Annotated in this window: 23 protein-coding genes; 8 read left to right on the top strand and 15 right to left on the bottom strand. The window is 61.8% G+C overall.

Going from position 1 to position 21,466, the window contains the following annotated elements:
- Window positions 1-49 precede the first annotated feature (49 nt).
- Window positions 50-1,180, top strand: a complete 1,131-nt coding sequence (locus AB5Y82_RS11360; RefSeq protein ID WP_159142858.1) for a NapC/NirT family cytochrome c — start codon at window positions 50-52, stop codon at window positions 1,178-1,180.
- A gap of 23 nt (window positions 1,181-1,203) precedes the next feature.
- Entirely contained in the window at window positions 1,204-3,684 is a 2,481-nt protein-coding gene (gene torA, locus AB5Y82_RS11355; protein WP_111901464.1) for a trimethylamine-N-oxide reductase TorA, read from the top strand.
- Between the two features lie 82 nt (window positions 3,685-3,766).
- Here the strand turns inward: torA and AB5Y82_RS11350 are convergent, their stop codons facing one another.
- From AB5Y82_RS11350 to AB5Y82_RS11335, 4 genes are read right to left on the bottom strand one after another with little or no spacing between them, the layout of a single operon-like run.
- Window positions 3,767-4,228, bottom strand: a complete 462-nt coding sequence (locus tag AB5Y82_RS11350; RefSeq protein ID WP_005339830.1) for a hypothetical protein — start codon at window positions 4,226-4,228, stop codon at window positions 3,767-3,769.
- Window positions 4,229-4,269: 41 nt separating this feature from the next.
- Entirely contained in the window at window positions 4,270-5,619 is a 1,350-nt protein-coding gene (locus tag AB5Y82_RS11345; protein WP_005339828.1) for a sensor histidine kinase, read from the bottom strand.
- Window positions 5,616-6,272 carry a response regulator transcription factor gene (locus AB5Y82_RS11340; RefSeq protein ID WP_005339826.1) on the bottom strand — a complete coding sequence of 219 codons (657 nt, stop codon included), beginning with the start codon at window positions 6,270-6,272 and terminating at the stop codon, window positions 5,616-5,618. Before AB5Y82_RS11340 ends, AB5Y82_RS11345 begins: the two co-directional genes overlap by 4 nt.
- Window positions 6,273-6,293: 21 nt before the next feature.
- Window positions 6,294-6,632, bottom strand: coding sequence for a PepSY domain-containing protein (locus AB5Y82_RS11335; RefSeq protein ID WP_368173967.1), 339 nt, complete (start codon window positions 6,630-6,632; stop codon window positions 6,294-6,296).
- 63 nt (window positions 6,633-6,695) lie between these two features.
- Between AB5Y82_RS11335 and AB5Y82_RS11330 the strand changes: the two genes are divergently transcribed.
- Window positions 6,696-6,944 carry a PepSY domain-containing protein gene (locus AB5Y82_RS11330; RefSeq protein WP_128834747.1) on the top strand — a complete coding sequence of 83 codons (249 nt, stop codon included), beginning with the start codon at window positions 6,696-6,698 and terminating at the stop codon, window positions 6,942-6,944.
- Here AB5Y82_RS11330 and msrQ read toward each other — a convergent pair.
- Both msrQ and msrP read right to left on the bottom strand, forming a co-directional pair.
- On the bottom strand, window positions 6,941-7,567 hold the full coding sequence (gene msrQ / locus AB5Y82_RS11325) for a protein-methionine-sulfoxide reductase heme-binding subunit MsrQ (protein WP_368173966.1): 627 nt from the start codon (window positions 7,565-7,567) through the stop codon (window positions 6,941-6,943). The genes AB5Y82_RS11330 and msrQ overlap by 4 nt on opposite strands.
- Window positions 7,558-8,559: a protein-methionine-sulfoxide reductase catalytic subunit MsrP gene (gene msrP, locus AB5Y82_RS11320; RefSeq protein ID WP_107683261.1), complete on the bottom strand. Its 1,002-nt coding sequence runs from the start codon at window positions 8,557-8,559 to the stop codon at window positions 7,558-7,560. The genes msrQ and msrP overlap by 10 nt, the downstream gene beginning before the upstream one ends.
- A gap of 369 nt (window positions 8,560-8,928) precedes the next feature.
- Here msrP and AB5Y82_RS11315 point away from each other — a divergent pair, with 369 nt between their 5' ends.
- The gene (locus AB5Y82_RS11315; RefSeq protein WP_005339809.1) at window positions 8,929-9,411 is read left to right on the top strand and encodes a DUF1097 domain-containing protein; all 483 of its coding nucleotides are present in this window, start codon (window positions 8,929-8,931) and stop codon (window positions 9,409-9,411) included.
- Window position 9,412: 1 nt separating this feature from the next.
- Here the strand turns inward: AB5Y82_RS11315 and AB5Y82_RS11310 are convergent, their stop codons facing one another.
- The 4 genes from AB5Y82_RS11310 to AB5Y82_RS11295 form a co-directional block, all read right to left on the bottom strand.
- Window positions 9,413-10,693 carry a sigma 54-interacting transcriptional regulator gene (locus AB5Y82_RS11310; protein ID WP_368173965.1) on the bottom strand — a complete coding sequence of 427 codons (1,281 nt, stop codon included), beginning with the start codon at window positions 10,691-10,693 and terminating at the stop codon, window positions 9,413-9,415.
- Window positions 10,690-11,208, bottom strand: a complete 519-nt coding sequence (locus tag AB5Y82_RS11305) for a hypothetical protein (RefSeq protein WP_159142853.1) — start codon at window positions 11,206-11,208, stop codon at window positions 10,690-10,692. The genes AB5Y82_RS11310 and AB5Y82_RS11305 overlap by 4 nt, the downstream gene beginning before the upstream one ends.
- A 5-nt stretch (window positions 11,209-11,213) precedes the next feature.
- The gene (locus tag AB5Y82_RS11300; RefSeq protein WP_042657344.1) at window positions 11,214-12,614 is read right to left on the bottom strand and encodes a HAMP domain-containing sensor histidine kinase; all 1,401 of its coding nucleotides are present in this window, start codon (window positions 12,612-12,614) and stop codon (window positions 11,214-11,216) included.
- Window positions 12,615-12,717: 103 nt separating this feature from the next.
- On the bottom strand, window positions 12,718-12,810 hold the full coding sequence (locus tag AB5Y82_RS11295; RefSeq protein ID WP_005339800.1) for a YnhF family membrane protein: 93 nt from the start codon (window positions 12,808-12,810) through the stop codon (window positions 12,718-12,720).
- Window positions 12,811-12,934: 124 nt separating this feature from the next.
- On the opposite strand from AB5Y82_RS11295, the gene AB5Y82_RS11290 reads away from it, so the two are divergent.
- Window positions 12,935-13,510 (top strand): 2-amino-4-hydroxy-6-hydroxymethyldihydropteridine diphosphokinase, encoded by a 576-nt coding sequence (locus AB5Y82_RS11290; protein WP_111901460.1) that lies wholly within the window; start codon window positions 12,935-12,937, stop codon window positions 13,508-13,510.
- Here AB5Y82_RS11290 and AB5Y82_RS11285 read toward each other — a convergent pair.
- Window positions 13,436-14,140, bottom strand: coding sequence for an SDR family oxidoreductase (locus AB5Y82_RS11285; RefSeq protein WP_111901459.1), 705 nt, complete (start codon window positions 14,138-14,140; stop codon window positions 13,436-13,438). The two genes, AB5Y82_RS11290 and AB5Y82_RS11285, sit on opposite strands and share 75 nt — an antisense overlap.
- 162 nt (window positions 14,141-14,302) lie before the next feature.
- On the opposite strand from AB5Y82_RS11285, the gene AB5Y82_RS11280 reads away from it, so the two are divergent.
- Window positions 14,303-14,707 carry a CBS domain-containing protein gene (locus AB5Y82_RS11280; protein WP_005356342.1) on the top strand — a complete coding sequence of 135 codons (405 nt, stop codon included), beginning with the start codon at window positions 14,303-14,305 and terminating at the stop codon, window positions 14,705-14,707.
- Here AB5Y82_RS11280 and AB5Y82_RS11275 read toward each other — a convergent pair.
- A complete protein-coding gene (locus tag AB5Y82_RS11275) occupies window positions 14,704-15,240 on the bottom strand; it encodes a DUF2301 domain-containing membrane protein (protein WP_005357578.1) in 537 nt (178 codons plus the stop codon). The genes AB5Y82_RS11280 and AB5Y82_RS11275 overlap by 4 nt on opposite strands.
- Before the next feature lie 87 nt (window positions 15,241-15,327).
- Here AB5Y82_RS11275 and AB5Y82_RS11270 point away from each other — a divergent pair, with 87 nt between their 5' ends.
- The gene (locus AB5Y82_RS11270) at window positions 15,328-16,092 is read left to right on the top strand and encodes an ABC transporter substrate-binding protein (protein ID WP_111901458.1); all 765 of its coding nucleotides are present in this window, start codon (window positions 15,328-15,330) and stop codon (window positions 16,090-16,092) included.
- Window positions 16,093-16,100: 8 nt separating this feature from the next.
- On the opposite strand, the gene asnC is transcribed toward AB5Y82_RS11270, so the two are convergent.
- Window positions 16,101-16,562, bottom strand: coding sequence for a transcriptional regulator AsnC (asnC, locus tag AB5Y82_RS11265; RefSeq protein ID WP_005339783.1), 462 nt, complete (start codon window positions 16,560-16,562; stop codon window positions 16,101-16,103).
- A gap of 154 nt (window positions 16,563-16,716) precedes the next feature.
- Between asnC and asnA the strand changes: the two genes are divergently transcribed.
- A complete protein-coding gene (asnA, locus tag AB5Y82_RS11260; RefSeq protein WP_368173964.1) occupies window positions 16,717-17,709 on the top strand; it encodes an aspartate--ammonia ligase in 993 nt (330 codons plus the stop codon).
- Window positions 17,710-17,989: 280 nt separating this feature from the next.
- On the opposite strand, the gene clpB is transcribed toward asnA, so the two are convergent.
- Together clpB and pgeF are read right to left on the bottom strand one after the other, a co-directional pair.
- Window positions 17,990-20,563 carry an ATP-dependent chaperone ClpB gene (gene clpB / locus AB5Y82_RS11255; RefSeq protein WP_111901456.1) on the bottom strand — a complete coding sequence of 858 codons (2,574 nt, stop codon included), beginning with the start codon at window positions 20,561-20,563 and terminating at the stop codon, window positions 17,990-17,992.
- Between the two features lie 174 nt (window positions 20,564-20,737).
- Window positions 20,738-21,466 (bottom strand): peptidoglycan editing factor PgeF (gene pgeF / locus AB5Y82_RS11250; protein WP_368173963.1); only part of this gene is annotated, 729 nt, incomplete at its 5' end.

The following is a 21,466-nucleotide window of genomic DNA, read 5'->3' as shown; positions in this document are numbered from 1 at the left end:
ATTGGACTAGTACTATGTAGGTAATTATTGACCGTAGGAAAACGCCGCCATGATTGGAAAACTGATAAGAAAAACCTGGTTCTGGCTCCTGCTGCTCGGGGCCCTGCTGGGTGTCGCGGCACTGGGTGTCACCGTGACCGTGCTGCACAAGACCAGCTCCACCGAATTCTGCATCTCCTGCCACTCCATGCAGACTCCGCTCGCCGAGTATCAGGGCAGTGTCCACTTCCAGAACACCAAGGGGATCCGCGCCGAGTGCGCCGACTGCCACATCCCGGGCGACCCCACCTCCTACCTGTGGACCAAAATCCGCGCCGTGAAGGATATCTATCACGAGGCGATCGGCACCCTGGATACCCCGGAAAAGTATGAAGCCCACAAGCTGCGGATGGCCCAGTCCGTCTGGGACGAGCTGAAAGCCAACGACTCCGCTACCTGCCGCAGCTGCCACAGCTACGAGGCGATGGACATTCTAGCCCAGCGCCCCAATGCCCGCGCCGAGCACCCGGTCGCCATCAAGGAGGGTCAGACCTGTATCGACTGCCACCGCGGTGTCGCCCACATCATGCCTGACATGAGCGGCCTGGCTGCCGCCGGTGCCAGCGAGCTGGCGCAGGCTGCGGCCCAGACTCCGGCCAACGTCACCACCCGCTACGCCATCGCCACCACCCCGCTGTTCCTGGATGCCGCCGCCAAGACCGACGAAGGCACCCTGATGCCCTCCACCAAGGTGGAAGTGCTGGCCAACGAAAACGGCCGCGCCAAGGTGCAGATCGAAGGCTGGCAACAGGATGGTGTGAGCGAAGTGTTCTACGCCGCACCGGGCAAGCGGATCCTCAGCGTACTGGTCGGCGATGCCGCCAAGAAAGCACTGGTCACCGGCCAGAGCGAAACCGACAGCGCCACCAACCTCACCTGGCATCAGGTCAAGCTGACCGCCTGGGTCGACCAGAGCCAGCTCATCGGCGATCAGGGCAAGCTGTGGCAATACGCCTCCACCCTGATGTCCAACAACTGTACCGGCTGCCACGGCCTCACCGCGCTGGATCACTTCAATGCCAACCAGTGGATCGGCGTCATCAAGGGGATGGAATCTCGCACCTCCCTGACCCCGGAACAGGCTCGCATGTTGACCCAGTATGTCCAGAAACACGCCAGTGACATGAGCGCGGCCCACTAAGGCTGGCACAGAGGAAAACCGTTATGACTTTTTTCAATGACAAGAAGACCAATCTGTCCCGCCGCAACCTGCTCAAGGGGCTCGGCGCCTGCGCAGCCCTGCCCCTGCTCGGCGGCATTTTTCCCAAGAGTGCGCTGGCGCAAGCCATCAGCACCGCATTGAGTCAGTTCCCGACTCTGGTGCCCGCCCAGAAGGGCATTCTGACCGGCGCCCACTGGGGTGCTTTCGAGGCGATCGTCGAAGATGGCCGCATGGTGCGCGTCCAGCCGGTGGCCGATGATCCGGCGCCAAACGATCTCATCGACATGGCGCCGTTCCAGGTGCACGCCAAGAACCGCATCAAGTATCCCATGGTACGCAAGAGCTGGCTGGAGCACGGCCCGGGCGCCAAGCCGGAGCTGCGCGGCGCCGACGAGTGGGTGCGGGTGAGCTGGGAGAAAGCCATCGAACTGGTGGCCGGCGAGATCCAGCGCGTCCAGTCTGATTTCGGCCCGCAGGCGATCCACGCCGGTTCCTACGGCTGGAAGAGCGTCGGCATGTTCCACAACAGCCGCACCCTGCTGCACCGCCTGATGAACCTCTCCGGCGGCTTCACCGGTTATGCCGGTGACTATTCCACCGGTGCGGCTCAGGTGATCATGTCCCACGTGATGGGCTCCATCGAGGTGTACGAGCAGCAGACCGCCTGGCCCAACGTGGTCGAGAACGCCGAACTGGTGGTGTTGTGGGGGGTCAACGCTCAAGTAACTCTGAAGAACAGCTGGAACATGCCGGACCACGAAGGTCAGGCCGGCTTCATGGCGCTGAAAGAGAAGGGCACCCGCGTCATCAGCATCGACCCCATCTACAACGAGACCGCCAAGCTGGTCGGCGCCGAGTGGATTGCCCCGAACGCCTACACCGATGTGGCCATGATGCTGGGTGTGGCCCACACCCTCTACAGCGAGAAGAAGCACGATCAGGCCTTCCTCGATCGCTACACCGTCGGCTTCGACAAGTTTCTGGACTATCTGCTCGGCAAGGATGACGGCCAACCGAAGAGCGCCGAGTGGGCGAGCAGCGTCTGCGGCGTCGATGCCAAGGTGATCCGCCAGCTGGCCCTCGACATGGCCGCCAAACGCACCATGATCATGGCCGGTTGGGGCATGCAGCGTCAGCAGCACGGCGAACAGCCGAACTGGATGCTGGTGACGCTGGCCTCCATGCTGGGCCAGATCGGCCTGCCGGGCGGCGGCTACGGCTTCAGCTACCACTACTCCTCCGGTGGCAGCCCCACCGCCAAAGGCGGCATTCTGGCCGGTATCTCCGCCGGCAACGCACCGAAGAACAGCCCGGCACCGATCCCGGTGGCCCGCATCGCCGACTGTCTCGCCAACCCGGGCAAGACCATCGACTTCAACGGCCGCAAGGTGACCTATCCGGACATCAAGCTGGTCTACGTGGCGGGCGGCAACCCCTTCCACCACCATCAGGACACCAACAACCTGCTGCAGGCGTGGCGCAAACCGCAGACCGTGATCGTTCACGAGCCCTACTGGACCGCCACCGCCAAGCACGCCGATATCGTGCTGCCGGTCACCACCAGCTACGAGCGCAATGATCTGGAGATGGGGGGCGACTACTCCCAGCGCTATGTGTTCCCGATGCACCAGTGCGTGCCGCCCCAGCACGAGTCCCGCAACGACTTCGACATCTTCAGCGCCATCGCCGCCAAGCTGGGCGTGCAGGAGCAGTACACCGAAGGGAAGGATGAGATGCTGTGGCTCAAGCAGATGTACGACGGCATGGCGGCGCAGGCCCGTGGTGCCCGCGTGGCGCTGCCGCCGTTCAACATGTTCTGGGAGTCCAACAACTACATCCGCTTCCCGATCCCCGAGGCCAACCGCCAGTGGATCCGTCACGCCGATTTTCGCGAGAACCCGCTGCTCAACCCGCTCGGCACCCCGTCCGGCAAGATCGAGATCTTCTCCAACACGGTGGCGGGGATGGGTTACGCCGACTGCGCCGGCCATCCCAAGTGGTATGAGCCCAAGGAGTGGGTGAAGAGCGAGGTGGCGGCGCGCTATCCGCTATCGCTCAACACCTCCCACCCGACCCAGCGGCTGCACTCCCAGCTCGACAACACCCCGCTGCGGGACAAGTTCGCCATCGCCGACCGCGAGGCGATCATGATCCATCCCGCCGACGCCAAGGCTCGCGGCATCGCCCAAGGGGATCTGGTGCGTGCCTTCAACGAGCGCGGCCAGATTTTGGTGGGCGCCCTGCTCTCCGAGGATGTGCGCCAAGGGGTGGTGCGGATCTGCGAAGGGGCCTGGTATGACCCGGCCAAGCCGGGCGAAACGGGCAGCATCTGCAAGAACGGCAACGTCAACTGCCTCACCTTCGACGAAGGCTCGTCCAGTCTGGCGCAAGGCAACTGCGGCCACATGGCCCAGCTGCAGATCGAGAAGTACACAGGCCCGGTGCTGGCCAACACCGCCCACGCGGTACCGGCCAACGGCTAAGGCAATTGCCACCCAATAAAAACGGCGCCATCAAGGCGCCGTTTCTTTATCTGTCTGCCAAAGCTCAGGCATGGAGATGGGTTTAGAACTCCCCTTCCTCCATATACTCCTGCGCGCACTCCACCAATTGCGGCCACAGCTCTTCCGGCACCCATGCGTCCGGGTCATCTTCGTCCCCGTCGTACTGGCTCCAGAAATAGCGGCGCAGGCCGGAGGCAAACTCGTCGCTGATCTCGGCCAGCTCCGAGAGCGGCCCCAACCAGGCGATGCGGCGCAGGCCGGAGGCGAGATCGTTGATGGCATCCATCAGGGTGCGATCGTCGAAGCTCTGCTCCACCAGCAGGGTGAAGCGCTCGCGCGCCTGCTCGGTCTGCTCCTCGTCCAGCTCGCCCACATCGGCCAGCAAGTCGACAAAATCTTCCAGAAGGAACGCGATCAGGCCATCCCTGTCTTCAAACCACTGGATCTGGGCGCCCTTGACCCCCAGCACAGAGGCATCAAACGAATCGTCAAGGTGACACAGTGCCCACGGATCGTCGGTCATGCTTCTCTTCCTCAGGCTAAAACAAATGCCATATGTTATGCCTAGCTCTCGACTCTTGCCACCTTGGGCAACGAGAGGGAGGCGGCCAGACCGCCCAGTTCGGCGCGGCCCATGATGAAACTGCCCCGATAGGCTTCCGCCAGATCGGAGACGATGTTGAGACCCAGGCCCGAGCCCGGCACCTTCTCGTCGAGCCGCACCCCGCGCAGCACCGCCTTGGCGATCTGATCTTCGCTCATGCCGGGGCCGTCATCCTCGATACGCAAGGTGATCCAGCCACCCAGCTCGGCGCTGGAGATACGCAGCTCGCTGGCTGACCACTTGAAGGCGTTCTCCAACAGGTTGCCCACCATCTCGTCGAAGTCCTGCTCCTCCACCCCGACCGCCAGATTGGCGGGCACTTGCAAGTCCACCGTCTTGCCCGGATAGAGGCGGGAGAAGGCGCGGCAGATATACTCCACCCGCGCCCGCACAGGGGTCGAGACCCCGAGGATCTTGGCGGCGCCGGTCACCCGCGCCTTGCCAAGGTGATAGTCGATATGGCGCTGGATCTGGTCGAGCTGCTCGCCGATGGCTGCCTGATCCTCCGGCGGCAATTGAGCCACCTGATTGCGCATGATGCTGAGCGGCGTCTTGAGAGCGTGGGCCAGATTGCCGGTGTGGGAGCGCGCCCGCTGAAGCAGCTCGCCGTAGTGGTGCAGCAGCCGGTTGATATCCTCCACCAGCGGCTGGATCTCCAGCGGATAGCGCAACCGGAACCCCTCCTGATGACCCTCGTGAACCCGCCCCAATTCGCGGCGCAGCAGGTGCAGCGGCCGCAAGCCGTAGACGATCTGGAACATGAAGCCGAGCACCAGACCGGCGGCGGCAAAGCCGAGGCCGAGGAACAGGCTGATCCGAGTCTTGTTGAGGGTTTGGGTCAGAGCGCTGCTGTCCTTGGCCATCACCAGAGTGAACACCCGATCCGAACCGGGCAGCAGCACGGTACGGGTCATGATCAGCAGCGGCTCCTTGTTGGGCCCCTTGCCGACGAAGAGGTCGGGATCGCCAAACGCCGACTTGAGGCCGTCGCTCTTCAGGTTGGTATCCCATAGGGAACGGGAGCGCCCCACCACATCGCGGCCCAGCTCCAGCTGCCAGTAGTAGCCGGAGTAGGGCTGGTTGAAACGGGGATCGGAGAGGGAGCCGGTGACCACCGGCAGGCCGGTTTTGGCCACTTCCAGCCGGGAGAGCAGATCATAGAGCTGCAGGCGCAGGCCGTCGGCCTCCGCCTCCTGCCAGTAGTTGCGCATCATGGTCTGCAGGCTGAAACCGGTGGCGAACAGAAACAGCCCGCACCACACCAGCGCGATGGCGACCAGTCGCCCCCGCAGGGTTCTGACCAGCCTCATTCGTTGATCCGGTACCCGAGGCCGCGCACTGTCTCAATCAGATCGGGGTTGGTTTTCTTGCGGATCCGGCCGATGAACACCTCCACGGTATTGGAGTCGCGGTCGAAATCCTGAGCGTAGATGTGGTCGATCAGCTCGCTGCGCGACACCACCTTGCCCCGGTGCTGCATCAGATAACCGAGCACCCGGAACTCGTGGGCAGTCAGCTTGATGGGGGTTCCTTCGTACCACACCTGCGACGCCGCCATATCGAGGCGCACCCCGCCAATCTCCAGAATGGAGCTGGCATTGCCCGCCGCCCGGCGTACCAGCGCATGGACCCGCGCCACCAGCTCGGCCACCTGGAACGGCTTGGTGAGGTAGTCATCGGCACCGGCGTTGAGCCCCTCTATCTTCTCGTGCAGCTGACCACGGGCGGTCAGCACCAGCACCGGGGTATCGATCCCCTTGCTGCGCCACTCTTTCAGCACGCTCAGGCCATCGCGCCCCGGCAGGCCGAGGTCGAGAATGATGGCGTCATAGGGTTCGGTCTCACCGAGGAAACCGGCCTCGTTGCCATCGTGGCAGAGGTCGGTGACAAAGCCGGAGAGGCGCAGCTGTTCGGCCAGCTGGCCAGCCAGAATTTTTTCGTCTTCAACAATCAGAATTCGCATGAACAGGCTTCCACACAGGGGTTATTCATCATCCTCGACCGGGGGCTTTGGCGTTTCGAACAGCCGCTCCAGATGGTGGCCCTTGGCCCACACCAGCTCAAGGTTGTCAGCCCGATAGGCCACCTTGATTACGCTGTTCTCCCGATCGATGACTCGTAGTTCATAGAGCCAGATACCATCCTCTTCCCCCAGATCCACCCGCAACACCCGCACCGGCAATCTGGCCGCCACCTCCATCATTTCATGGAAGGGCCGAACCCGTCCCTCATGGACAGCTTGCTGCAGCATGGCTTCATCAGGCGTGACCGCCTGTGCCAGCAACGGCAGCAATAACCCAAGCAGAGGGAGCGCTCTATTCATGGATGATTCATCTCCAAAAACCTAACATAATGGCGTTTATAGTCTGCCAGCCATGAATCCGGAATGAATATGATCCCGCGCAGTTTCCTGCTGATCCTTTGCCTGTTGAGTGCCACAAGCTGGGCGGCCCAGAGCCGTCTCGACATGGCCGGGCTGGTCAAACTCCTGCTGGCGCAAGGGTATCACGACATTCGGGAAGTGGAGCTGGAAGGGGACAAATTCGAGGTCAAAACCCTCAATCGCCGGGATCAGAAGGTACATCTCATCGTCGATGCCTACACTGGCGAGATCAAACAACAAGAGGCCGATTAGGCCTCTTTTGCATTCCAGCGTCCCCGCATGGGGCGCAGCAGTTTCTCCCGTCTCGGCCAGAGCAGGGCGCAGGCCAGCAGCAGGTAGATGAGGGGCTCACCCCAACCGCTCTTGAGCGACCACCAGTAGTGCACCGGCACCAGTAGGGCGATGGCATAGACCCAGTTGTGCAGCTTCTGCCATGCTGCGCCCATGCGGCGCTGCAATGCGGGCAGCGAAGTGATGCTGAGGGCGGCCAGCAGCAGCAATGCCACCATCCCCACCACGATATAGCTGCGCTTGACCAGCTCGCCGCCAATCAGGCCCCAGTCAAACTGCAGATCCAGCCCCAGCCACGCCATGAAGTGAAGCAGCGCCCAGACCATGCACCAGAGCCCGAGGGGGCGGCGCAGCTTGATGAGCTGCCCCTGACGCCAGCGCTTGGTCAGCGGCGAGACCAGCAGGGTGAGCAGCAGCAGGTTGAGCGCCCCCTTGCCGAGGTAGTGGATAAGCTCTGGCACCGGATCGCCCCCCAGCAGACCTGCCGGAATGGCAAACCCCAGCCAGAGCAGGAAGCCGAGGGAGCCCAGATGCACCAGCACCCGCAAGCCGCTGATATGGGCCGGTTTCAATCTCAGTACCATTGGCGCAGATCCATCCCCTGATAGAGCGAGGCGACTTCGTCACCATAGCCGTTGAACATCAGGGTCGGCTGACGCTTGGCGCCAAACACTCCGCCCTCGCCGATAAAGCGCTCGCTGGCCTGACTCCAGCGCGGGTGATCCACCTGCGGGTTGACGTTGGCGTAGAAGCCATATTCGTTGGGAGCCAGCAGGTTCCAGGTGGTCGGCGGCATCTCCTCTACCAGCCGGATCGAGACGATACTCTTGATGCTCTTGAAACCGTACTTCCACGGCACTACCAGCCGGATCGGCGCGCCATTCTGGGCGGGCAGGGTCTTGCCATAGAGCCCCATCGCAAGGAAAGAGAGAGGGTGCATCGCCTCGTCGATACGCAGCCCTTCGACGTAGGGATACTCGATGCCGCCCCCCAGACTGGAGGCCTGCCCCGGCAGCTGTTTCGGATCAAACAGGGTTTCGAAGGCGACAAACTTGGCGCGACTGGTGGGCTCGGCACGGCGGATAATCTCCGCCAGCGAGATGCCGTTCCAGGGCAGCACCATGGACCAGGCTTCGACACAGCGCAGCCGGTAGATCCGCTCCTCCAGCTCGCTCTTGTTGATGAGGTCCCACACATCGAGGGTAAAGGGCTTGGCCACCTCCCCCTCCACCTTGAGGGTCCAGGGTTCGGGCTTGAGGTAATGGCCGTTGCGAGCCGGGTCGGACTTGTCGGTGCCAAGCTCATAGAAGTTGTTGTAACTGGTGGCCTTCTCTTCCGGTGTCAGCACCAGATTGGTCGGGCGCTCGGCAGGCTTGCTGTTGAGCGGTTTGGTGGCTAACTGGGGAGCATCCTCTTTGCCGCGCAGCAGGTCGAGCACTCCGGCCTGAGTGGGAAATGCCAGGGTGGCAGCGCCCAGACCCAGCCCTTTGAGAATAAGGCGGCGGTCCTGATAGACGGCTTCCGGGGTGACATCCTGTTCGGTGAGGGGGTGGGCGGTACGACGCTTGATCAACATGAAAAACTCCCGGGGCTGAGTGAGGCAGTATGGATAAGACCCGCCCCGGCAGATTTTTATTTCACACAAATTTACATCATGTGGTGCAGGGGCAGTGCCTTGGCCATGGTGCCGACCAGAAACAGGACTACGAACACCAGCAGGGGAACGATCACATTTGGCGCCATCAGACTCACTCCATGAGCAGGACAGGGCCTCTAACTATGGCCGACTGTCAGGCCGGTCACCAATGAATTTTTTTCGCGAACGCAAGCGTATTCCTGAGTTGAAAAGGGTGATGAAGATCACACACAATTCGGCCCCCGCTTGCCGCCCCGATTGCCGGGGGTAGGCTGCCCATTTTGCGAAGCCAACTGAAGAGTCGCCCCCATGAGCCCACTGATCGCCATCGCCATCACCACTGGAATTCTCTCCGCCGTCTGGGGCTGGATTGCCGTCGCGTTCGGCCTTATCTCCTGGGTCGGCTTTCTCGGCTGCACCAGCTATTTCGCGTCAAGCGGCGGCTACAAGGCGCTGCTGCAGACCATCTTCTGTAACACCAGCGGCATGCTGTGGGCACTGCTGCTGATCCATGGCGACAGTCTGTGGGGAGCAGGTGTAGCGGGTTATGTGATGACGGGGGTGGTCGCAACCCTGATGTGCGTACAGGCCAAGCAGCAGTGGCTCGGCTACATTCCCGGCACCTTTGCCGGTTGCTGTGCCACCTTCGGGGCGGCTGGCGAGTGGCGGCTGATCCTGCCCTCCCTCATCATTGGCGCCTTGTTCGGTTACCTGATGAAGGCGAGCGGCCTCTGGCTCTCCCATAAAACTCAAAAAGCCGATGCCGCTCCGGCGGTAGTTGATCCCGCCTGATTTATCCCTTCGATTTGAAGTTTGCTGCTTCAATACCGTGCCGATTCAATAACTTGTAGAAATCGGTACGGTTTCTGCCCGCCATGTTGGCCGCCAGGGTCACGTTGCCCTCGGTGGTGCGCAGCAAACGGATCAGATACTCCTTCTCGAATTCGGCCCGCGCCTCGTTGAACGAGGGGATGCCGCCACCGCCGCCGCTCAGGGCGGACTCCACCATGGAGACCCCGATCACTGGGCTGCAACAGAGGCTGGCGAGCTGCTCCACCACGTTGCAGAGCTGGCGCACGTTGCCGGGCCAGGCCGCGGCAGCCAGCATCGCCAGCGACTCGGGCGAAAATCCCATGGCGGCGCAGTCACTGTGGCGGCTGCGGTAGTCATCGAGCGCCTGACGGGCCAGCAGGGGGATATCCTCGCTGCGGGCACTGAGAGACGGCAAGGTGATATTGGCGACGTTGAGACGGTAGAAGAGATCTTCCCGAAAACGCCCCTCCTCCATCGCCTTGACCAGATCCTGATGGCTGGAGCTGAGCACCCTCACCTCCGGCGTGCCCTGACCATACTCCTCCATCACCTGCAGCAGCTTGGCCTGCAGGGATTCGGAGAGGCTGCCAATCTCGTCGAGAAACAGGGTCGCCCCCTTGGCCTGCTCGAACAGACCGGACTGGCCATCTTCACCAAACAGCTGCAAGTCGAGTGACGCCCACGGAATGGCGGCGCAGTTGATGGTATGGAGCGGCTTGTCGCGCCGCTGACTGGCCTGATGCAGCGCCTGCGCCATCGCCCCCTTGCCGGAGCCTGACGGCCCCGTGATCAGCACCGGCACCTCCATGGTCGCAATGCTGTGGGCCTGGATCAGCAGCTGTTCCAGCTGGGGATTGCGGGTCAGGATCAGCGACTGCCACTCCTGCTGCTGTTTCGGCCGCGTCAAACTCAGCGCATGTTCGATGGTGGCGAACAGCTCATCCTTGTTGATGGGTTTGGTCAGAAAGCTGAAGACGCCGGAGCGGGTCGCCTGAATGGCGTCCGGGATGGTGCCGTGGGCGGTCATGATGATCACCGGCAAACCCAGCCACTGAGCCTGGATCCGCTCGAACAGCGCCAGACCGTCCATGCCGGCCATCCGCAGATCGCTCAGCACCAGATCGGCCCGCTGCTGACGCAACCGGTCGAGGGCCCCTTCCGCACTGTCGGCGGTATCCACTTCATAACCCTGACTGCGCAGCCGCATGCTCATCAGTTTGAGCAGGCTGACGTCGTCATCCACCAACAGGATCCGGCTCATGGTATTACCTCACGATTCTCGTTCAGCTTGCGCTGGTTGAGCTGGTCGTCGATCGCGGTCAGCTGCTCGATCTGGCGGCGCAGCCGCTGGATCTCCTGACTCTGGTCATCGCGACGGCTGTCGCGAGCCAGCAGCTGCTCGCCGAGGGCGATCCAGCTACGTAAAAAGGCCTGCGCATCGAGACCCAGTTCGGGCAGCATCTGCTTCAGGCGCGCCAGACCGGCGGTGCGATTGGCAACAGATTCGCCGGGGTGGGAGTCCACCATCGCCAGACTGACCCGGCTCTCCAGATCGTCGGCCCCTTTCAGACGCTGACGCTCCTGCACCCGTTGCTGGGGGTGACTGGCCAGCAGCCAGTCGGAGTATTGCAGACGCACCTGCATCTCCTTGTTGGCAAACTCCATCCGCTTGGCAAAAGCGATATCGGAGGACTCCCGCTGTGCCTGTTGCGGCAGCAAGGAGCAACCCGCGAGCAGCCCTGCCATCAGAGCTGGAAATACGCGTTGTATCTTCATAGTCCTCATTTCAACGTCAACCTGAAACAGACATCCGCCTGTTCATCCTCTACCAGAACCAGTTCCCCCCCCAAGCTGTTGGCAGACTCGCGGGCGATGGAGAGGCCCATGCCCGAGCCTTTCAAGAGACCTTGCCGCACTGTGCTGCCTTGCTCGAAGGGTTCAAAAATGCGTTGCTGATCGGCCACGGGGATCTTGGGCCCCTCGTTGGCCACTTCCAGCCAGCTTATCTGTTCATTCTGCCCTGCCCTGATCCAGATATTGCCCCCGCTGGCGCCGTAACTGACGGCGTTGGAGAAGAGGTTATCGAGGATCAGTCGTAGCCGGTAGGGCTCCGCCCACAGGGTAACCGGCACGGTCGGCAAGTGTACACGGATCTGCTTGGACTCCAATGCCAGCCGGTACTCGGCAGAAAGTTCCGACAACATCGGCAGCAGGGGGACGGGCTCCAGTTCGAAGGCCTCCTGCTGACTGAGCCGGTTGAAGTCGAGCAGCCGCTCGATCAGGGTCTGCAGGCGCCGACTGTTCTCGTCGAGCATCTGGCAGATCTCCAGCTGATCCGGCGTCAAAGGCCCGACCAGCTGCTCGCAGAGCAGATCCGTCCCCTCCCGCAGCACCGCCAGCGGGGTCTTGAGCTCGTGGGAAACATGACGCAGGAACTGGTATTTCTGCAGCTCCAGCTCCTTGAGTTTGTCGTGCAGCCAGACGATCCGCTCCCCCAGCAATACCAGCTCGGCAGGGCCGTCAACCGGCTTGGGATCGGGTTCGACCCCGGCTCCCAGACTCAAGATGCGCGACTCAATCTGTCGTACCGGGTGGATAATGAGGTAGGTGAAGATAAAGACCATCAGCAGGCTGAGCGCCGCCACCGCACCGCTCACCCACCAGAGTTCACTGGTCAGTCCGGCGATGGTGAGCTGCACCCGATCCATGTGTTCGTCAACCCGGCTGCGGGTGACTATTTCGAGCTGCTTGTTGGCATCGTTGAACTGCTCCAGCTTGTCTCCCGCTACCGCCGCCCGGGCCAACGCGGCATCCTGCAGGCTGTCGAGCCAGGCCAGCCCCTGATCGAGCCCGCTGTAGAGCTGGCCGTCGGTGATGGAGTTGCGGTGTTCCGCCAGCAACACCCGATAACCATCGAGTTGCTGCTGGTAGCTGGTGAGACTGCGACGATCCCCCAGCACCGCGAAGCGGCGCAAAGTGCGTTCGATATCGATGGCTTGCGCCGTCAGCAGGGTAGCGCGGCGGGTATCCTTGACTGCCCGCTCCATCTCGTCGCTGGTGAGCTGACTGAGGTGGGCAAGGGAGGTGCTGTTGTGCCAGATCATGCCGCCCAGCGGCATCAACACCAGCACAAATCCCATCAATACCACCTGCAGCAGGGAGCGTGGGCGAACCTTGGTCATCATCTCTTCTCTTGCATTCTCACCGGTGCGCCAGCATAGCCGCACCGCCCCAAAAAACAAAACCGGCCAACAGGCCGGTTTGTATTATCTGGATTGTGGTGATTCACGCCAACGCGACAGAGGCCAGACAGATAATCATGATCATCGCCAGCGCGCCCGAGGCGGTCAACAGCGCCCATTTCAGCTCCACACTCATGCAAACCTCCTTTCTGCCAATCAGTGCCGGATCACAATAGATAAGACAATGTTAAGCCATAGTTAATCCGATAACCGTGAGCTGCGTATACATTTCAGATGAGCCCAACCCCGGGAAGGTGAGCATGTTCTATCTGTGTAGCATTGGTTCCAATATTGACCCGCATATTCATGTCAGCCGGGTGCTGGCCGAGCTGTTTGCGAACGTCGGCCCCCTGCGGCTGAGTTCGGTGATCCGCACCAAGCCGGTGGGAATACACTCCTGCCACGACTTTCTCAACTGCCTGCTGGTGGTGGAGAGCCCGCTCGATGCCGCCAGCCTCAAGCAGTACTTTGTCGCCCTTGAGGTAGCTCACGGCCGGGATCGCAGCGATCCGCTCTGCAAGGTGCACGATCGGCCGCTCGACATCGATATTCTGGCCAGCAACAGGAGCGGTGACTTTGCCTCGGCAGAGGTCGATTCCTATCTGGCGGAGCTGCTGGCCGAGCTCTATGGCCATGGCGAGGTGCATGACCCCAAGGTGGCGCTGCAAGTGACGCTCCCCGCCCCGTCGGGCAAGCTTAAACCCGGCAAAGGCTTGCTGACCCGGCAGGTCGGGCTGGTGCCGCTGGAGCTCGACAAATCTTCAGAGAGTGGCCAGCGCGCGCCCGCCATCCACCTTGATGCTGGCCCCCGTCATATAACTGTTCCCCATCAGTAACTGCACCGCCTGCCAGATGGGCTCAAGCCCTCCCTCCCGCGCCAGCGGTGTTTTCGCCAACACCTGCTGGCGCCATGCCTCGTCATGCTCGTCGAGAAACAGAATGGGGCCCGGCTCTATGGTGTTGACTCGCACCGCAGGCGCCAGCTCTCGGGCAAAGCTCATGGCCAGTGAATGGGCTCCCGCCTTGGTGGCCACATAGCTGGCAAAACGGGGGGCCGGGGCATGAATATAGATATCGGTGATGTGAATGATGCTGGCGTTGGGGTTGCTGGCCAGCTGGGGGGCCAGCGCCCGGTTGAGCTGGAAGGGGGCCGCCATGTGCACCCGGTAGAACTGCTCGAACTGGGCCAGTTGCGCAGCCGGATCTGTTACCTGCGGCTCGAAGGCCGAGGCGTTGTGGATCACCTGCGCCAGATCCTGATGGGCAGCCAGCACATCGATCAGCTTGCCAACGTCCTCTTCCCGGCCAAAATCCGCCTGCACCAGCTCGACCCCCAATGCAGCCAACGTGGCCAGTTCCGGCCGCTCGCTGCGATAACTGCCCGTCACCTGCCAGCCCGCTGCCACCAGCTGTTCACAGAGATAAAATCCGAGTCGACGGCCACAGCCCGTAACCAATGCACGCATACGATCTCCTTTCCCTTTCATGGTCTTGCATGAACGAAGCCCGCCTGCCAGCGGATCACCGCCGATGGCTTGTGCCTATCAATCCCTGCGGCACAAGCCATTGGTCGCGGGCCACCCACCCGCGTCATAGTGGCGGCATCCCCCTCTTGCGGAGTCACCACCATGCTGAAAGTACACCACCACATGGGTCGCCTGACCCACTCCCTCACTGCCGGACTCGGCCTGGCCGAGGCGCTGGATCGCCTGCATCAATCGGGTCTTGGCGGCCTGCCGGTGCTGGATGAGCAGAAACGGCTGATCGGCTTTCTTTCCGAACAAGATTGCATCCCCAGCCTGCTCACCGGCAGCTACCACTGCGATACCCGCACCCGGGTGGAGGATCTGATGAACCGTTCGCCCCTCTCGGTAGGGCCGGATGAGAGCATTCTGGATCTGGCTCGCCAGATGGCCGATGCCAAGCCCAAGATCTACCCGGTGCTGCAACAGGGCAAGGTGATCGGCATCATCAGCCGCCGTCAGGTGATGCAGGCCCTCAACCAGCAGATGAAGGTGTGCCAGCAGACCTAGATCTGGTAACGCCCCTTGTCACCGATATCGAAGTGCAGGGGCATCCGCCACTTGGCCAGCGCCAGCAAAGTCAACAGGGCCCCGCAGACCAGCGCCACCAGTGCGGCGGCCCACTCCACCCGCAACCACTCCAGCAGCCATAACGCCGGCAGCAATACGGGCACCAGCTTGATGCCGGGAATGGCGAAGCAAAACTGCTCCTTGAACGCCAGCCCGGAGAGGGTCGCCAACGCCGCCCCCAGCACCAGCGCATCCGGTGCCCCCACCGCTGCCAGGGCCAACGCGCCCCACCCAAATCCCTGCAGAATCAGGCGAATCCGCTTGTCGTAGATATGCAGCGAGAAGCCGCAGATTGCGCTTGCCACTGCCAGCGACATCAACCATTGTGCCGACGGGAGCAGTGCCATCCCGCTCAGCAGCGCCGCACCGCGGCAAAGCAGCAACAGGGCAGCTGCACTCAAGCCAAGGCGGTAGAGCGAGACGGTCAACTTGTCGATCCCGTCCAGCGGGCTCTCGATTTCAGGATTTGCCATAAACAGTCGCTTCTAACGGATCAGGTGCCATCCAATATACTGGAATCAGGTCTTGGAATATCTTCAAACGGGCTCAGGAGACGTAGTTTGCGTGTGATCCCCCTGTTTTGGTTGCTGTTTCCACTCGGATTGCCCGCCAAAGAGCTGGTGATCTGCGGCACCATGGAGCCCCCGCTCAAGTTTCTCGATGCCGATCAGAAACCCCGTGGGCTCGATATCGACATAGTCACCGCCATCTTCGACAAGCTGGAGACGCCCTTTCGGATCGAGCTGGCCGACTCCGGCGCCCGCCTCACCCGTAATGCCGAAACCGGCGCCTGCGATCTGGTGATGACCCACTCCTACAAGGCAGAGCGGGAGAGTTATCTCATCTATCCCCAACAGGCCCATCTACGCCACAGCTGGCACTTCTTCGTGCGCAAGGCGGACCTGCTGAAGATCCGTTACGAAACGCTGGTCGATCTCAAACCCTGGCGCATCGGCGTGACCAAGGATTTCTCCTATACCCCTGAACTGGCAGCGGCCATGGCCGACCCGTCCTATCAGTTTCAGGAGATCACCATGAACCAGCTGCAACTGCGCAAACTGCTGGCCGGACGGATCGATACCGTGCCCATGCCGCTGGTCACCGCCTTCACCCAGATCAAGGAAGAGGGGCTGACGGGCAAGGTCGATTACCTGCCCAAACCGCTCAAGAGCAGTCCCTACTTCAACACCTGGGCCCGCGCACGAGCGGATGCACAAACCCCAGCCCTGATGGCGGCCTACGATGCCGAACTGCTGCGCATGAAGCGAAACGGCAGCCTCAAGGCCCTCTACGACAAGTACGCCATCCCCTATATCGAACCCTGATCAAGGGGTCAGGGTTTCACATCCCGCAGGATCGGGTTCTGCAGTGAAATCAGGGTTTCAGTGGACTGGATCTCGTCGATGGTCTGGATCTTGTTGATCAGCACTATCTGCAGCTCGTCGATGGAGCGGGTCATCACCTTCATGAAGATGCTGTAGTGGCCCGTGGTGTAGTAGGCCTCCACCACTTCGTCCAGCGCCTGCAGCTTGGCCAGTGCCGATGGGTAATCCTTGGCGCTCTTCAGATTGATCCCGATAAAGCAGCAGACGTCGTAACCCAGCTTCTTGGGGTTAACCTGCACCCGTGTCCCCTCGATGATCCCCGCCTGTTTCATCTTCTCCACCCGCACATGGATGGTGCCCGGGCTGACCGCCAGTTGTTTCGCCAGTTCGGCGTAAGGGATCCGCGCATTCTCCATCAGAGCGGTAAGGATGGCCTGATCGAGATTATCGATCCGGTAATTTTCCGGCATTTTTTTGCACTCCCGTTGACGATACCTCATTAAAGAACGGCTTATTTTGAAGAAAAAAATACATAAAGCCTATTTTTATTATCGAATATTGAATTTGGTTGGCATTCCGTTGAAGAATCACCATATCCAACGGGGTTTGAAACAGGAATTCAGCATGAAACAGCACTACATTCGCAGCCAACAGCAGATTAGCTTCGTCAAAGAGATGTTCTCCCGCCAACTCGCCCAACAACTGGGTCTGATGGAGGTGCAAGCCCCCATTCTGAGCCGGGTCGGTGATGGCACTCAGGACAACCTCTCTGGCCATGAGAATGCAGTGCAGGTCAAAGTGAAAACCCTGCCGGAGCACAGCTACGAAGTGGTTCATTCACTGGCCAAATGGAAGCGCCAGACCCTGGGGCGCTTCGGCTTCGGTCCGGGCGAAGGGATCTACACCCACATGAAGGCGCTGCGTCCGGATGAAGACAAGCTCACCCCCATCCACTCCGTCTACGTGGATCAGTGGGACTGGGAGAAGGTGATGCCGAGCGAGCGCCGCGATCTGGCCTATCTGCAGGAAACCGTGCGCGGCATCTGGGCCGCCATCAAGGCCACCGAGCGCGCAGTCTGCGCCGAACATGAGCTGACCCCCTTCCTGCCAGCCGAGATCCAGTTCCTGCACAGCGAAGAGCTGCTGGCCCGTTACCCGGACCTCGATGCCAAGGGTCGCGAGCGGGCCATCGCCAAAGAGCTGGGCGCCGTGTTCCTGATCGGTATCGGCGGTGCCCTCTCCCACGGTGAGCGCCACGATGTGCGCGCCCCGGACTACGACGACTGGAGCAGCCACAACGAGCTGGATCTGGCGGGTCTGAACGGTGACATTCTGGTGTGGAACCCGGTGCTGCAAGACAGCTTCGAGATCTCCTCCATGGGGATCCGGGTCGATGCCGAGGCGCTGCGCCGTCAGCTGGCCATCACAGGCGACGAGGATCGCCTGCAGTACGACTGGCATCAGGATCTGCTTGCCGCACGGATGCCGCAGACCATCGGCGGCGGCATCGGCCAATCCCGCCTGGCCATGCTGCTGCTGCAAAAAGAGCATATCGGTCAGGTGCAGGTTGGTGTCTGGCCAGCCGAGATGAAATCTGCCGTGCAAGGCATGCTGTAACGAATGAAGGCCATGCCGGCGCCATCGCAGCCGGCATGGCAACAGGCAGGTGGCCGTCGGGGTTGAGCGAGCGCATCCCCGGCAGGCTGTAAGACGCAAGGCCGTTAGCGGTTTTGTTTCGAAATCGGGGGCTTGCCCCTGCGACCCGCTCAACCCACGTCAGGTCGCTTCACTACATTCCTCCCGGCAATCTTCGGATTGCCGTTTTTTTATTTTCCATCGCCCAGATATGGCAACGCCAGCCTGAGGGCTGGCGTTGCAAACATAGATACGAGACTGGTTACTGGGTCATGGTGAGGCCGTTGCTGTCGGCTCCCAGCAGCAGTTTCTTGCCGGGGACGATGCGGCCGGAGAGCAGCGCCTGCGCCAGCGGGTTCTCCACCTTCTGCTGGATTGCCCGCTTGAGGGGTCGTGCCCCGTAGACGGGGTCGAACCCGGCATGCACCAGCTTCTCGAGCAGTGCTTCGCTCACCTCCACCTCGTAACCCTGAGCCTCGAGACGCCCCATCAGGCTCTTGAGCTGGATGCGGGCGATGGACTTGATGTGCTCCTCGCCCAGCGGATGGAACACCACCGTCTCGTCGATCCGGTTGATAAATTCCGGCCGGAAACTGCGGGTCAGCACATCCATCAGCATGGCCTTCATCTCGTCGTAATCCTTCTCGGAGTGGTGCTCCTGAATCAGGTCCGACCCGAGGTTGGAGGTCATGATCACCACCGAGTTGCGGAAATCGACGGTGCGACCCTGACCATCGGTCAGGCGGCCATCATCGAGCACCTGCAACAGGATGTTGAACACATCGGGATGCGCCTTCTCCACCTCGTCCAGCAGGATCACCGAGTAGGGACGACGGCGCACCGCCTCGGTCAGATAACCACCCTCTTCATAACCCACGTATCCGGGAGGCGCCCCCACCAGACGGGCCACGCTGTGTTTCTCCATGAACTCCGACATGTCGATCCGCACCATGGCATCCTGGGTATCAAACAGGAACTCCGCCAGCGCCTTGCACAACTCGGTCTTGCCCACCCCGGTGGGCCCCAGGAACAGGAATGAGCCGATGGGGCGATTCGGATCGGAGAGACCGGCACGGGAGCGACGAATGGCGTTGGAGACCGCATCGACCGCCTCTTCCTGACCAATCACCCGGCTGTGCAGCTGATCTTCCATCCGCAGCAGCTTGTCGCGCTCCCCTTCCAGCATGCGGGCGACCGGAATACCGGTCCAGCGGGCCAGGACGTCTGCGATCTCCACATCGGTGACCCGGTTGCGCAGCAGACTGGTCTCCTGCATCTCGGCCTGAGTGGCGAGATCCAGCTGTTTCTCCAGCTCCGGAATGCGGCCGTACTGCAGCTCGGACATCCGGCCCAGGTCGCCTGCGCGGCGCGCCACGTCGAGATCCTGACGGGCCTGCTCCAGAGCCGCCTTGATGTGCTGGGTGCCGGCAAGGGCGGCCTTCTCGGCCTTCCACACCTCGTCCAGCTCGTTGTATTCACGATCTTTTTCGCCAATCTCCTGATTGATCAGCTCCAGCCGTTTGCGGCTGGCGTCATCGTCCTCTTTCATCAGCGCCTGCTGCTCCAGCTTGAGCTGGATGATGCGCCGCTCGAGGCGATCGAGCGCCTCGGGCTTGGAGTCGATCTGCAGCCGGATGCTGGCCGCCGCCTCGTCGATGAGATCGATGGCCTTGTCCGGCAGCTGGCGATCCGCGATATAGCGGTGGGACAGCTGGGCCGCCGCCACGATGGCGGGGTCGGTGATCTGCACATGGTGGTGCAGCTCGTAACGCTCTTTCAGGCCGCGCAGGATGGCGATGGTATCCTCGACTGTCGGCTCCTCCACCAGCACCTTCTGGAAACGGCGCTCCAGCGCGGCATCCTTCTCGATGTACTGACGGTACTCATCCAGAGTAGTGGCTCCGACGCAGTGCAGGTCGCCACGGGCCAGCGCTGGTTTCAGCATGTTGCCCGCGTCCATGGCCCCTTCGCCCTTGCCGGCGCCGACCATGGTGTGCAGCTCGTCGATAAAGAGGATGACGTTGCCCTCCTCCTTGGCGAGATCGGTCAGTACAGCCTTGAGCCGCTCTTCAAACTCACCGCGATACTTGGCACCGGCCACCAGCGCCCCCATGTCCAGCGACAGCACCCGCTTGTTTTTGAGCCCTTCCGGCACTTCGCCGTTGATGATGCGCTGGGCCAGTCCCTCGACGATGGCGGTTTTACCGACACCGGGGGCACCGATCAGCACCGGGTTGTTCTTGGTACGGCGTTGCAGCACCTGAATGGTACGGCGGATCTCGTCATCACGGCCGATCACCGGGTCAAGTTTGCCGATCTCGGCCCGCTCGGTCAGATCGATGGTGTACTTCTCCAGCGCCTGACGGTTCTCCTCGGCGTTGGCATCCTCCACCTTCTTGCCGCCACGCACCTTGTCGATGGCCGCTTCGAGTTTTTCCTTGGTCAGCCCCTGAGCACGCAACAGCTCGCCCAGCGTCCCCTTCTCGTCGAGGGCCGCCAGCACGAACAGTTCGGAGGAGATGAACTGATCCTTGCGCTGCTGGGCCAGTTTGTCGCAGACGTTGAGCAGGCGGCCGAGGCCGTTGGAGAGCTGCACGTCCCCTTCCACGCCGCTGACGCGCGGCAGGCGATCCAGCTCCTCGCCGAGGCGGGAGCGCAGGGCATTGATATCCATCCCGGTCAGGGTGAGCAGCGGACGGATAGAGCCGCCATCCTGATTGACCAGTGCGGTCATCAGATGAACGGGTTCGATGAATTGGTGATCACGACCCAGCGCAAGAGACTGGGCATCGGAAATAGCAATCTGGAATTTGCTGGTAAGGCGATCGAGGCGCATTGCACTCCCCCTTCAAACAGGCAGACGCCGCTTGCGCGGCAAACAACATAACTTTCTGAGATGAAAGATGAGGCCCGTACGGGCTATTTCAAGGGGCGGCGCTGGTTATTTTTTCTGCAAGACGGGGCGAGAGCAGGATCCCCGCCCTTGCACTATGCAGGGCGGGGAGCTTCATCAGGATGCCAACCAGATGATGGAGGCCATCCGGCCGGTCTGGCCGTTGCGACGATAAGAGTAGAACTGCTCGCTGTCGCTGAAGGTACAGTATTCGCCACCATAGACGGCGGTGACACCTGCGCGGGCGAGGCGCAGCCGAGCCAGCTGGTAGATATCCGCCAGCCATTTCCCCTCATTGGACGAGGGGACGAACGCCGCCTCTGCTTCAGCCTGCTCCGCCATAAAGGCCTCGCGCACCTCGCCACCCACTTCAAACGCGGTGGGGCCGATGGCCGGGCCAAGCCAGGCCAGGATCTCGCCCGGCTCGCAGCCCATGGCGGCGATGCTCGCCTCCAATACGCCCTCTTTCAGGCCACGCCAGCCTGCGTGGGCGGCGGCCACCACGGTACCGGCCCGATCGCAGAACAGCACCGGCAGACAGTCGGCGGTCATCACGATGCAGGCCAGCTCCGCCTCATGGGCGCAGGCGGCATCCGCATCCGGCGCACAGCCATAGTCGCGGCTGACGGTATGAACCACGGTGCCGTGCACCTGATTAAGCCAATTGAGGGGCCCCGGGATGGCGGCCGCCTGCTGCAAGCGGGCGCGGTTAGACTCGACTCGCGCCGCTTCGTCACCCACATGGGCGCCCAGATTCAGCCCGGCGAAAAACCCCTCGCTTACCCCGCCATCCCGAGTAGTTGACAGGGCTCTGACATTGGCCGGAGCAGGCCAGTCAGGTTCGAT

The organism is Aeromonas sp. s13, assembly GCF_040907905.1.
GTDB classification, from domain to species: Bacteria; Pseudomonadota; Gammaproteobacteria; order Enterobacterales; family Aeromonadaceae; genus Aeromonas; species Aeromonas veronii.
Note: the sequence above shows the minus strand (reverse complement) of the source record. Positions and strands in the feature narration are given on the sequence as shown.